The following is an 11,869-nucleotide window of genomic DNA, read 5'->3' as shown; positions in this document are numbered from 1 at the left end:
CACGGGCCGGGCCGCCGGCGGCGAGGGCTCCCGCCGGGCGGACAGGCGGCGGCGCGCGCCGAAGCGGGCGGCGGGGCGCGATCGGGGTGCGGGACGGATCTCGGACACGGGCGGACCCGGCATAGACGATCGGGCCGGGTGGTGCGAGCGGCGGCGGGTTCAGCCGATCCCGGGCAGCCTCGCCAGGCGGCCCTCGTCCCAGCTCATGCCATGGCCGGGCCGGTCGGGGATGATGGCCTGGCCGTCCCGGATCTCGAGCGGCTGCTCCAGGATCGCATCGGCCCAGTCCACGTATTCCAGCCAATGCGCCGTCGGCGTCGCGGCCAGCAGATGGGCGCTGACCTCGGGGAACAGGTGCGACGACATCTCCACCCCCTGCGCCGCGGCGATGCCGGCCGCCTCGATCCAGCCGGTCACGCCGCCGATGCGCGCCAGGTCGGGCATGACGTAGTCGCAGGCCTCCGCCGCAAGCGCCGCCTGCAGCGCCGCCGGGCCGTCGAAGTTCTCCCCGGCCTGCAGCGGCAGCGCCAGCGCGCGTGCGATGGCGGCCTGGCCGCGCAGGTCGCCGTGGCGCACCGGCTCCTCCAGCCAGTAGGCACCCTCCTGCTCCAGGGCCCGGCCGCGACGGATCGCCTCCGCGACGCTCAGCGCCTGGTTGTAGTCCACCATCATGGCGACATCGTCGGGCAGCCGGCGCCGCACGGCGCGCGCGACCCGCAGATCCTGTTGCAGCGTCGGATGACCCAGCCGCAGCTTCACCGCCCCGAAGCCGCGCGCCAGCAGCTTCACCGCCTCCTCCGCCGCGGCCTCGGCCGGCATCAGGCCCAGGCCGCTGCTGTTGTAGGCCCGCACCGGCCCGGGCCGCGCGCCCAGCAGCGTGGCCAGCGGCACGCCGCGCGCGATGGCCAGCGCGTCCCACAGCGCCACGTCCAGCGCCGCCAGCGCCATGCGCACCGGTCCCGCCACGCCGAGCAGCGCCAGCCGACGGCCGAGGACAAGCGCGATCGTGCGCGGCGCCGCGTCCTGCCCCGCCACCAGCGCGACCACCTCCTCGAGCAGCACGGCCATGGCGCGGGCCCCGCCCGGAGTATAGCCGAACAGGTAGGACCGGCCGACCACGCCCTCCTCGATGGCGAGATCGACCAGCAGCAGCGGCGCCTCCCTCACCGTCGCCGCGCTGGTGCCGAGCGGGAAGGTCAGCGGCACCTTCACCCCGCGCGTGCGGACGGAGCGGATCGTGAGGCCGGTGCGGCCCATGCCAGCGGCGTCGCTCATCGGCGCGTCTCCTCTCCCCGGCGGGCATCCTGGCATCGCGCCCCGGGCCTCGCCATGCGGCGCCGGCCCGGGTTGAGCCGGCCGGCCCGCTTCGGCAAGCTCGCGGCACCGCCAGGACAAGGACACGAGCATGCTGCGCCGCCGAGACGCCATCGCCCTGGGGCTGGCCGCGCTGCCCGGCCTCGCCGCCGCGCAGTCCTACCCGGCGCGGCCGATCCGCCTGGTCATCCCCTTCGCCGCCGGCGGCCCCACCGACATCGTCGCCCGCCTGTTCGCCGAACGGCTCTCCGCCCGGCTCGGCCAGCCCGTCGCGGTGGACCCCCGGCCCGGCGCCGGCGGCGCCCTGGCGGCGGAGATCGTCGCCCGCGCCGCGCCCGATGGCCACACGCTGCTGATCGGCACCGCCACCACCCATGCGGTGAACCCGGCGCTGCAGGGCGACCGCCTGCCCTTCCACCCGCTGCGCGACTTCGCGCCGATCGCGCAGGTGGCCCGCGTGCCGATCGTGCTGGCCGTCCGGCCGGAGCTGGAGGCGCGCGACCTGGCCGCCTTCGTCGCCATGCTGCGCGCGCGCAGCGGGCAGCTGAACTACGGATCCTCCGGCACCGGCTCGATGGGCCATCTCGCCTCGGTGCTGCTGCTGCAGCAGGTCGGCGCGGAGGCGACGCACATCCCCTATCGCGGCTCCGCGCCGATGGCGACGGACCTCATCTCCGGCCGGCTCGACTTCGCCTCCGACGCGCTGGCCTCGCTGGTACCCTTCGTGCGGGAGGGGCGCGTGCGCGCGCTGGCCATCGCCACGCCGGAACGCGCCTCCGCCCTGCCCGAGGTCCCGACCTTCGCCGAGGCCGGCATGCCGGGCTACGAGGCCTATACCTGGAACGTCGTCTTCGCCCCCACCGGCACGCCGGCGCCCATCGTCGCCGCGCTGAACGCCGCGCTGAACGCGGTGGTCGCGGAGCCCGATGTCGCCCGTCGGCTGGAGGAGATGGGCCAGCCCGGCGTGCGCGGCACGACGCCGGAGGCCACCGCCGCCTTCGTCGCGGCGGAGCTGGCGAAATGGGCGCCGGTGGTCCGCGCCTCCGGCGCGACACCGAGCTGAGGCGCGCTGCGATGGAGAACCCGCGCGACCTCTACCCCGCTCCCTCGCCACTGGCCGTGGCGAAGCAGCTGGACCGGCTGGACCCGCACGCCATCGGCTTCATCGCCCGCTCGCCTTTCCTGGTGATCGCGACCGCCGATGCCGGCGGCAACTGCGATGCCTCGCCGCGCGGCGACGCGCCGGGCTTCGTGCAGGTGGCGGATGCGCACACGCTGCTGATCCCCGACCGGCCCGGCAACAACCGCGTGGACAGCCTGCAGAACCTGGCGGCGAATCCGCGCCTCGGCCTGCTGTTCTTCGTCCCCGGGGTGCTGGAGACGCTGCGCGTGAACGGCCGCGCGGAACTGACCACCGACGCCGCGCGCCTCGCCGCGCTCGCCGTCGACAGCCGCGCGCCGCGCAGCGCACTGGTGGTGACGGTGGAGGAGGCGTTCTTCCACTGTGGCAAGGCGCTGAAGCGCAGCGCGCTATGGGACCCCGCGCGCCACGCGCAACCCGGCGAGATCCCGAGCCTCGGCCGCATCCTCGCCGACCAGACCGGCCGCATCGGCGTGGCGGAGGCCGAGGCCCGCGTTGCGACGGGCTACCGCGACCACCTCTACTGACCCGCCGGCGTCGCGCCGAGCCGCGTCAGGCAATCCGGGCAGAGGCAACGCCCGCCGGCCTCCGGCACGGGCGCCATCGGCGGCAGGTCCATGCACCAGCACCGGCCTGCCGGCTCGCAGCGCATGGCGCGGCCACAGGCGGGACAGGTGCTGCGCTCGCGCTCCTCGGTCGCCGCATCGGCAGCGGCGACGCGCCTGACGACGTCGTTCACCGCAGGCTGGCCAGGGTGCCGGCGGCTGCGGCGGCGACCATCGCCTCCGCAGCCTCCGCCAGCAGCAGGCGCTCCGCCACCAAGCGAGTGATGACGTCGCGCACGGCGGGGACATCGGCCGCCAGATCAGGCCAGCGAGCCTCCGGCGAGGGGCGCGGGTCGTTTGCCGCCGGGCGCACCGCCCGTGTCGCGGCGTGGGGTACGGCGCCGCCCTGGCTGGTGCAGAGCGCGCCCTCGCCGAAGCCGGGCGGCCGCGCGATATCGACGCGGTCGCCTTCGAGCAGGCCGAAGGACAGCCCCGCCGAGCGCTGCCGCGGACCCTGCTGCCGCGCCTTCACGGTCAGCACCACACTCGCTGTAGCGGCCACGGGACAGGTGAGCCGGCCGATGACGGGGTCGGTTGTGCTGTCGAGGACGAACTCCTCCCGAGTCGGCCGGTGGGACCCGTCACGCGCGGCAGGTCGATGCGCTTGCCATGGCCCGGCATCCAGTCGCCCTGCCAGCCGACCCGGGCCGGCGTCGTGTCCTGCCGGAAGGTCCGGCCGTTGTCGGCGTCCTCCGCCTGTTCCAGCCGCGTGGTGGTGCCGTTCAGCAACTGCGTGACGATCCGCCGCCGTTCTCCAAGCGGACGATCTCGGCCTCGGCAGGCCGCGCGAGTGCAAGATCTCCGCCAGGACGGATGAGCGACGCATGGATGCATCCGCCCGTTTGCGAGCAGGCTGAAGCACAGCCACCGCCACGCAATGTGGATCCGCGCCAATGCCAGTGCCGGCCCGCCCGCACCCTCACCGCACGTAAGACGCGCCGTTGACGTCGATGGTGGCGCCGGTCAGGTGGCGAACCTTGCCGGTGGCCAGGAACGCGACCAGCGCGCCCAATTCCGCCGGCGGCACCCATTCTCCCATCGTCAGCCCGGCGGTGACCTTCTCCTCCCCGCCCGAGATCGCCGCCGCATCCAAGCTCATTTGCGTGCGCACCACCCCCGGCGCGACGACGTAGGAGAGCACGCCGGCCTTCGCATAGTGCCGCGCCACCGTCTGCGCCGCCGCCTTCACCGCCGCCTTGCTCGCGGCATAGGCGATAGTCGCCTGGCTGCCTGATCCGCGCTGCGCCGCCCATGACGACATCGTCACCAGCACCCCGCCGCCCTGCTCCACGAAGTGGTTCACCGCGTGCTTCATCAGCCGCGTCGGGGCCGCGACATTGACCTGCCACTGCGTCTCCCAGGCGTGCTCCCAGGCGTCCATCCCATCCTCGATGCCGCCGGAACTGACGAAGATGGCCGCGTTCAGCACCACCACCTCGATCCGTGGCGCGATCGCCAGCGCCTGCCGCCACAGCCCGTCCATACTGCGCGGCTCGGCCTGGTCGGCCAGCAGGATGTGGCGACGGTCCGCCGGCAGGCCGGCAAGCGCAGCCTCGGCGCCGGCCCGGTCGCTGCGGCAATGCGCGATCACGGTCGCGCCCGCCGCACCCACCGCGCGGGCGATCTCAGCCCCAATCCCCTTCGACGCCCCCGTCACCAGCACGGTCTTCCCGGCAAGATCCACGCTGTTCCCCTCCCCGATGCGCGGCCGCCTCGCCGCGCAAACCATCAGACCGGCACGCCCTGCCGCAGGCAAGGGGCTGCAGGCAGCGACTCCACTGCAACACGCTGCGGCGCTGCCGCGCTCCGGCGCGCGGGTCGGGTGCCGGGATCCAGCCGATCCGTCCGCGGCGCAGATCCTCGAAGGCCGCGCCATTGGTCTGCATGTTCGAAGTGACGCCCGCGGCGGACAGCGTGAGCGTCGCCCGGCGTCGGTCGGCTCACCCAGGCGCAGGGTGCTCCGTCGTGGTGGCGGTGGCCTGGATGCCCGGGAACAGCGTCCGGGCCTGGAGCCGGGTGTTGGCCAAGCATGGCGATGGCGTGCGGGAGATCGCGCGCGAGGCTGGCGTTCTGCGGAACACGGCGAAACCAAATTGGCTTTGGGCACGATCAGGCGGTGTCTGCGGCCAGCAGGCTCGCGACAGCAATCGTCACCGGATCGCCGGGACCAGGCTTCCTGTGCCCCCGGCAGCCCAGGGTAGATCCGGATCATCGAGACGCAGAGGGCGGGGGCACCCGGCTCTCCGCCGCACGCTGTTCCCAGGCATCGGGGCCCTCGCCAAGACGGCAGCAGCAGCCTGGGCTTGACCCGTAGCCTCGCGGACGCGCGCGACATTGTGTCGCACAGGACACAGCATTCGAACAATGTAAATTAAGGTGCAATGCAACATCACATTGTGGTTGCAAGTGTCCGTGGCCGTCCTCTAGGAAAGGTTGTGGCGGCGCGTTGGGGGTGTGGGCCGTCGAACTGCCAGTCCGGAAGGGGATGAAATGCAGCCGGATCATGTGCTGCCGCTTTCGCCGAGCGTGCCGGTCATTCTTGGCCTGTCGGCTCTGCTCTGGTGGTGCATCGTCGCCATGGCGACGTCGCTGATGGCGCATTTCGGATAAGGGGGCGACGCTCCGCCCGGGCGATGCTTCGCCCGGACAAGGCACCACGCGGATCTGCCGATGGCCGGGGCCATCGCGTGCCAATCGCGTCCAGAGGCAGCATCAGTTTGGCTTTATCCCGTGCCCCTTTGCCTGGACGGCCGGCCTCGGGGCCGCCAGTCTGCGTCATCCGCTCCGCCCTGCCCGAGCATAACCGATCCGCTCGGACCGGCCGCTTGCGTCGCCCCTCAGCACTCCGTGACATGGACAGGCCGGCCGCCCGTGACGTTTGCTCGCACGCGCTGCGCATGTCGATGCCGGCGTAGGGGATGGTGGCGATCGGCTTGTCGGGGCTGACGTCGTGCCGGCCATCGCCGCGGAGCGCGGCCTAGGCCGCGTCCTCCACCTGCCCCGGCGTGGCGCCCCGCGTGGCGCCGTGATGAGTGTGTCGGGCGCCGCACGCCTTGCAACGCGCCGCATCCAGCTCGTGCTGATCATCGCATGGCAAGCTTGGCAAGGAACTCGCCATGCCGCTGCACGGGGCGCGCAGCTGCGGCGAGAACCGCGACATTCATCCTGACAGCACCGGCGAAACCGGGCAAAGCGCGGCGCCTCGGAAGAGCTGACGGCCGTCAGGCCGGCTGGTGCGTGAAGCCAGCCTCTTCCATGATGCGCCGGGCAGAGGCTTGCAGCCGCTCCCGCAAGGCGGTCAGGCGCGCTTCCGGCACCAGCAGCCGGCCGTCGCGCTTGCGCAGCACGCCATCGACCAGCACGGTGTCCACGTTGCCGGCATGGGCGTACTCCACGATCGCCAGCACCGGGTCATGCACCGGCCAGAGGTTCAGGTCGTCCTCGCGCAGCAGCACGATGTCGGCACGCTTGCCCGGCGCCAGGCTGCCGATGCGCGATCCGAGTCCGATGGCCTCCGCACCGCCGATCGTGGCCCAGGCCAGCGCCTGGCGGGAGCCGATCGGCGCAATCCCGGGCCGCGCACCGCCGGCCGCCGCATCGGCGCGGCGCTGGCCGTGCTGCGCCGCGAGCAGCGCGCATTGCATCTCCCGGAACATCTCGCCGGAGACGCGCGGTTCCACGTCCACGCCGATGGAGGGCACGAAGCCCATCTCGCAGACGCGGCGCACGATCGGCTCCTCGGCATAGCCGCGCAGCTCGGTCTGGCAGGTGGCGGTGGTCGAGACGCCGGCATCGAGCAGCGCGCGCAGCTCCGCATCGTCCAGGTAGTTGCCATGGACGATGTTGTGGTCCGCGCCGACCAGCCCCTCGGTGATCAGGGTGCGATAGCCGTCCACCGCCACCGCCTCCTCCGGCCGCTTGGTGGCGTGGGAGGAGCTGCGCAGGCCGAGCTCCCGCGCCAGGAGCAGGTTGGCGCGCGTCGCGTCCAGGGACGCCCAGTGGGGGCCGGCGACGCCGAGCATCATCGTCACGCGCGCGTCGTCCGAGTGGAGGCGATCGCGGCGGATCGCCGCGACGCGCTCCCGCGGGTTGATGCGACGCTCGAAAGGCTCGGCGGCCTCGCGCTCGGGCGGCAGCTTGCCGGCGCCGAGGGCGAAGACGGCGCGGATGCCGCTCTCCTCCAGCGCGTCGATAGAGCGTTCCGCCTGCGCCTGCGAGGTGATGTTGTGGCAGTAGTCGAGCAGGGTGGTGACGCCGGCATCCAGCTGCGCCAGCGCACCCACCAGGTTGCCGATGTAATTGTCCTCCGGCCCGTAGCGGGTGGCCATGTCGGCATGGATGTGGCGGAAGTAGCCTCCATGACCCCATTCGCAGGCGATGCCGCGCAGCCCGGCCTGCCAGGTGTGCAGATGGGCGTTCACCAGCCCCGGCATGGCGATCATCCGCGGGCCGCCCAGCACCTCCTCAGCCGTGGCGCCGAGGTCGTGGCCGATGGCGACGATGCGATCGCCGTCCACCAGGATCTCCGCGTCGCGCAGGTCGCCGACGGCGGGATCCATGGAGACCAGCCAGCCGCAGCGGATCAGCCGGCGCATGGGGCTACAGCGCCTTCGGGGTGTGGCCACCCTCGCGCAGGATGCGCGCGGCGCTCTCGACGAGCTGGCTCTTGCGCTGGCGCAGCACGGCCTCGTCGAAGAGCAGCCTGCCGTGGCGCTTGCGGAAGACGCCGCCGACCATGACGCTGTCCACGTTGCCGGCGCCGGCCTGCTCCACCGCGCTGTGCACGGGGTCGTGCACCGGGAAGAGGTTGAGGTCCTGCGCCCGCAGCATGATCAGGTCGGCCAGCTTGCCCGGCGTCAGGCTGCCGATGCGATCCTCCAGCCCGATGGCGCGGGCATTGCCGATCGTCGCCCAGGTCAGCGCCTCGCGCGAGCGGATCGGCATGGCCTTCAGCGGCGGCTTCCCGGCCGCGGCGGTGTCGCGATGCGCGGCGTGGCGCGTAAACAGCAGCGCGGCCTGCATCTCGCGGAACATCTCGCCACTGTTGATCGGCTCCACGTCAATGCCGATGGAGGGCATGTGGCCGCGCCGATGGACGCGCACCACCAGCGGCTCCGCGGCGTGGCCGTGCAGCTCCGTCATGACGGTGGAGGTGATAGAGGCACCGGTGTCCAGGATGCGGTCCAGTTCCTCTTCGCCGAAGTAGTTGCCGTGGACGATGTTGTGGTCGGGGCCGAGCAGGCCCTTCTCTGCCAGCGCCTCGTAGCCGCCCGGCGCCACGCAGGCCGCGCGCGGCTTGGTGGCGTGGGAGGTGGAGAGCAGGCCGAGTTCCCGCGCCAGGCGGAGATCGGCCTCCGCCACCTCCAGCGTGCCCCAGTGCGGCCCGAGGACCGCGAGCGCCAGCGTCACGCGGCGGTCGTCGGAGGCGAAGCGGGACTTCCGCAGCGCCTCGACCCGGTCGCGCGGATGCGGGACGTGGGTGTAGGGCGTCTCGCCGGGGCGGGTCGGCGGCTTCGCGGTGCCATGCGCGAAGACGGCGCGGATGCCGCTTTCCTCCAGCGCGTCCACCGAACGCTCCGCCATCTCGAGCGAGGTGATGTTGTGGCACCAGTCCAGCACGGTGGTGACGCCGCCATCCAGATGCGCCAGGGCGGAGACGAGGTTGCCGAGGTAGTTGTCCTCGGCGCCGTAGCGCGTGGCCAGGTTGGCGTGCATCGTGCCGTGGTAGTCGGGGCCGAGCCATTCGGAGCCGATGGCGCGCAGCCCGCACTGCCAGAGATGCACATGGGCGTCGATCAGCCCGGGCATGACAATCATGGAGGTGGCGTCCACCACCTCCTCGGCGGTGGCGCCGAGGTTCCGGCCAACTGTGGCGATGCGGCCGTCCTGCACCAGGATCTCCGCGTCGCGCAGTTCGCCGAGGGCCGGATCGAGGGTGATGATCCAGCCGCAGCGGATCAGGATGCGCGTCACGGGCGGTGTCCTCTTCCGGTCAGGTCGCGCGCCAGCGGCCGACGAAGCGGTCGGCGATGGACTGCACCTTGGTCAGCACGATGCCGATCAGCGAGAGCAGCAGCAGGATGGCGAAGACGTCGCCGGTCTCCAGGATCTGGCCGGCCAGATGCAGCTTGGCGCCCAGGCCGTAGCGGGCCGTCTGCATCTCCGCCGCGACGATCAGGATGATGCTGATGCCGAGCGCCAGGCGCAGCCCGGCGAAGATCGCCGGCACGGCGGCGGGAATGACGACATGCCGCAGGATCTGCGCCCGGCTCGCGCCGAGGTCGCGCGCCGCCAGGATCAGGCCGGGGTCGCACTGCTTCACGCCGGTGATGGTGTTTACCAGCACCGGGAACAGGCAGCCGAGCGCGGCCAGCACGATCAGGAACAGGTCGCCGGTGCCGAGCCAGATCACCAGCAGTGGCACCAGCGAGATCTTCGGCACGGGATAGATCGCGGCCACGAAGATGTCGGTGGTCGCGAAGATCCGCCGCGAGGTGCCCATCAGCACGCCGAGGAAGATGCCGATCATCGAGCCGAGCAGGAATCCGCCGAAGATGCGCCACAGCGTCAGGGCGGTGTCGTAGGCAAGCCCCTTGGTGGCGAACAGCGTGACCAGCGACACCACGATGGCCGAGGGTCGCGGAAGGAACAGCTCCGGAATGCCGGAGATCGCAACGCCAGCCTCCCAGGCCAGCAGGAAGATCAGCATCGCGGCCGGCCCGTAGAACCAGGTCTCGTCGCGCCGGCGCGGCCGGCGGCGCGGAACGGGCGGGGCGACGGCCTCGCGGCTGGCGATCTCGCTCATATGCGCTCCAGCATCGCCTTGCGCACCTCGTCGCGCAGCAGTCCGTAGATTTCCTCGAACAGCTGGCCGAAGCGCGGCGTTTTCTGCGCGTCCAGCCCCCGCGGACGGGGCAGCCCGACCTCGAGCGTGGCGGCAACGCGGCCGGGGCGGGCGGTCATCACCATCACCAGGTCGCCGAGGAAGATCGCCTCCTCAATGGAATGCGTCACCAGCACCACGGTGCGGCCGCTGCGCTCCACCAGGGCGGAGAGCTGTTCCTGCAGATACAGGCGTGTCTGCGCATCGAGCGCGCCGAAGGGCTCGTCGAGGAACAGGATCTCCGGCTGCATCACCAGGCCGCGCGCGAGCCCGACGCGCTGTCGCATGCCGCCGGAGAGCTGGCCGGGGAAATGCTTCTCGAAGCCGCCGAGCTCCACGGCGCGGATCGCGTCCTGCGCGCGCGCCTCGCGTTCGGCGCGACCCATGCCGCCGAGCTCCAGGCCGAAGGCCACGTTGTCCAGCACGCTGCGCCAGGGCAGCAGGTTGAAGGACTGCCAGACGGTCGCCATCCGCGGCGGCGGGCCGGGCTGGCGCTCCGCACCGTAGAGGAAGCGCACCTCGCCCTCGCTGGCGGCGAGCAGGCCGCGCAGGATCAGAAGCAGCGTGGACTTCCCGCAGCCGGACGGCCCGACGATGGAGGTGACGCGGCCGGCCGGGAACTCGAAGCTGACGTCGCTGAGTGCCAAAGTCGTCGCACCGCTGCGGCTCTCAAAGGTGTGGGAGAGACGCGTGACCGCGATCGCGGCGAAGGGCGCGGGCACGTCAGGCGAAGGGATTGCTGTTCTCCAGCCGTTGCCACGCCTCGCGGATCGCGCGGGTATCGAAGATCTGGTCGTCCGGCACGGAGCGCGCCAGCAGGTCGGTCCGCTCGCGCCAGAAGCGCTGCTGCTCGACGATGGAGGGCAGGTTGGGCATGCCGTCGATCTGCATGTCGGTCCAGCGCGGCCGCGTGCTGTCGATCACCTCCGGCGTCAGTCGCGTGCCATCGGCCAGGATGCGCAGGATCTCCGGGTTCCCGTCGCGCGCCGCGGCCATGAACTCCTTGTTGCCCTGCATGATCGCCATGCAGAAGCGTACGACCGCGGAGTGGCGTTCGCGCAGGAAGCGCTCGCTGGCCAGGGAGCAGGCGAGCACCATGCCGGGCGCCAACTCGTCGCTCCAGGTCGCGACGCGCCCGATGCCCTGGTTCTGCGCCGCATAGGCGCCGGGCAGCGGCAGGTTCATGAGCCCGATGCGGTTCTGCCGCATCAGCGGCAGGCTGGTGTTCGGGGCCATGCCCCAGCGCCAGTCCACGTCATCGGGCTTCAGCCCGGCCGCCTCCAGCCCCAGCGTGTGGATGTATTGCGCGACGCTGCCGCGCGAGGAGATGCCGATGGCCTGACCGCGTGCCAGTCGGTAGCCTTCCTTGCTGCGGAAGCCGCGCTCCCACAGCTCGTTGCTGACCAGGATGGCGTTGGAGCCCATGCCCGGCGATTCGCGCCCGCGCTCCATGAACAGCTTGATGCCGAGCCCGCGCGCCATGAGGTTGAACAGCCCCGCGCTGATCGTGGCGCCAGTGACATCGAGTTCGCCGGCCGCCAGCGCGGGCAGCGACAGGCTGCCATCGACGTGGGAGGTCGGCACGATCTCGATGTTGAGGCGGCGGAAATAGCCCTTCGCCTCGGCGATCAGGTAGGGACCCGCGGAGATATAGGGCGCGTAGCCCATGCGGATGCGCACGGGCTCCATGAAGTCGGACTGGGCCTGCACACGGGGGGCGGCCAATGCGGCCGCGAAGGCCGCCGCGCCATGGATCACGGCACGGCGCGTGGTCTTGCCCGTCATCGCCGATTCCTTCTCCCGACCTTTCTGGACGCGAACGCTATCAGCGGCCTCTCGCCAGGGTCAACGCCGGTCGGCGCGTCGCCTTCATTCCCCGCGGCTCCATCAGCACGCTGCTTGGCGCACCTGCGGAGCCTTGCCGCG

General features: G+C 72.0%; 11 protein-coding genes. 2 read left to right on the top strand and 9 right to left on the bottom strand.

The genetic code is table 11. The features are described from left to right. Positions 1–159: 159 nt before the first annotated feature. Positions 160–1,275: an enolase C-terminal domain-like protein gene (locus OZN99_RS05100; RefSeq protein ID WP_270934100.1), complete on the bottom strand. Its 1,116-nt coding sequence runs from the start codon at positions 1,273–1,275 to the stop codon at positions 160–162. Between the two features lie 130 nt (positions 1,276–1,405). Between OZN99_RS05100 and OZN99_RS05095 the strand changes: the two genes are divergently transcribed. Together OZN99_RS05095 and OZN99_RS05090 are read left to right on the top strand one after the other, a co-directional pair. Continuing rightward, a complete protein-coding gene (locus tag OZN99_RS05095; RefSeq protein WP_270934099.1) occupies positions 1,406–2,377 on the top strand; it encodes a Bug family tripartite tricarboxylate transporter substrate binding protein in 972 nt (323 codons plus the stop codon). Positions 2,378–2,388: 11 nt separating this feature from the next. Beyond that, a complete protein-coding gene (locus OZN99_RS05090; RefSeq protein WP_270934098.1) occupies positions 2,389–2,982 on the top strand; it encodes a pyridoxamine 5'-phosphate oxidase family protein in 594 nt (197 codons plus the stop codon). Here the strand turns inward: OZN99_RS05090 and OZN99_RS05085 are convergent. From OZN99_RS05085 to OZN99_RS05050, 8 genes are all read right to left on the bottom strand, one after another. Then, positions 2,976–3,194: a cysteine-rich CWC family protein gene (locus OZN99_RS05085; protein ID WP_270934097.1), complete on the bottom strand. Its 219-nt coding sequence runs from the start codon at positions 3,192–3,194 to the stop codon at positions 2,976–2,978. The two genes, OZN99_RS05090 and OZN99_RS05085, sit on opposite strands and share 7 nt — an antisense overlap. Then, a complete protein-coding gene (locus OZN99_RS05080) occupies positions 3,191–3,562 on the bottom strand; it encodes a hypothetical protein (protein ID WP_270934096.1) in 372 nt (123 codons plus the stop codon). Before OZN99_RS05080 ends, OZN99_RS05085 begins: the two co-directional genes overlap by 4 nt. Before the next feature lie 417 nt (positions 3,563–3,979). Then, positions 3,980–4,744 (bottom strand): SDR family NAD(P)-dependent oxidoreductase, encoded by a 765-nt coding sequence (locus OZN99_RS05075; protein ID WP_270934095.1) that lies wholly within the window; start codon positions 4,742–4,744, stop codon positions 3,980–3,982. 1,537 nt (positions 4,745–6,281) lie between these two features. Continuing rightward, positions 6,282–7,655, bottom strand: a complete 1,374-nt coding sequence (locus OZN99_RS05070; RefSeq protein ID WP_270934094.1) for an amidohydrolase family protein — start codon at positions 7,653–7,655, stop codon at positions 6,282–6,284. 4 nt (positions 7,656–7,659) lie between these two features. Beyond that, the gene (locus OZN99_RS05065) at positions 7,660–9,033 is read right to left on the bottom strand and encodes an amidohydrolase family protein (protein WP_270934093.1); all 1,374 of its coding nucleotides are present in this window, start codon (positions 9,031–9,033) and stop codon (positions 7,660–7,662) included. Positions 9,034–9,052: 19 nt separating this feature from the next. Further along, positions 9,053–9,865 (bottom strand): ABC transporter permease, encoded by an 813-nt coding sequence (locus tag OZN99_RS05060; protein ID WP_270934092.1) that lies wholly within the window; start codon positions 9,863–9,865, stop codon positions 9,053–9,055. Then, positions 9,862–10,665, bottom strand: a complete 804-nt coding sequence (locus OZN99_RS05055; RefSeq protein WP_270934091.1) for an ABC transporter ATP-binding protein — start codon at positions 10,663–10,665, stop codon at positions 9,862–9,864. The genes OZN99_RS05060 and OZN99_RS05055 overlap by 4 nt, the downstream gene beginning before the upstream one ends. 1 nt (position 10,666) lies before the next feature. Next, a complete protein-coding gene (locus OZN99_RS05050) occupies positions 10,667–11,728 on the bottom strand; it encodes an ABC transporter substrate-binding protein (protein WP_270934090.1) in 1,062 nt (353 codons plus the stop codon). Between the last annotated feature and the right edge of the window lie 141 nt (positions 11,729–11,869).

Source organism: Falsiroseomonas oryzae (genome assembly GCF_027856955.1).
Taxonomy (GTDB): Bacteria; Pseudomonadota; Alphaproteobacteria; order Acetobacterales; family Acetobacteraceae; genus Falsiroseomonas; species Falsiroseomonas oryzae.
This window is presented reverse-complemented; position numbering and strand designations above follow the sequence as displayed.

Bases quoted from the DNA above. Each gene is read 5' to 3' on its own strand.
- OZN99_RS05060 (WP_270934092.1), bottom strand. From the start codon at position 9,865: ATGAGCGAGATCGCCAGCCGCGAGGCCGTCGCCCCGCCCGTTCCGCGC.
- OZN99_RS05095 (WP_270934099.1), top strand. From the start codon at position 1,406: ATGCTGCGCCGCCGAGACGCCATCGCCCTGGGGCTGGCCGCGCTGCCC.
- OZN99_RS05090 (WP_270934098.1), top strand. From the start codon at position 2,389: ATGGAGAACCCGCGCGACCTCTACCCCGCTCCCTCGCCACTGGCCGTG.
- OZN99_RS05070 (WP_270934094.1), bottom strand. From the start codon at position 7,655: ATGCGCCGGCTGATCCGCTGCGGCTGGCTGGTCTCCATGGATCCCGCC.
- OZN99_RS05050 (WP_270934090.1), bottom strand. From the start codon at position 11,728: ATGACGGGCAAGACCACGCGCCGTGCCGTGATCCATGGCGCGGCGGCC.
- OZN99_RS05100 (WP_270934100.1), bottom strand. From the start codon at position 1,275: ATGAGCGACGCCGCTGGCATGGGCCGCACCGGCCTCACGATCCGCTCC.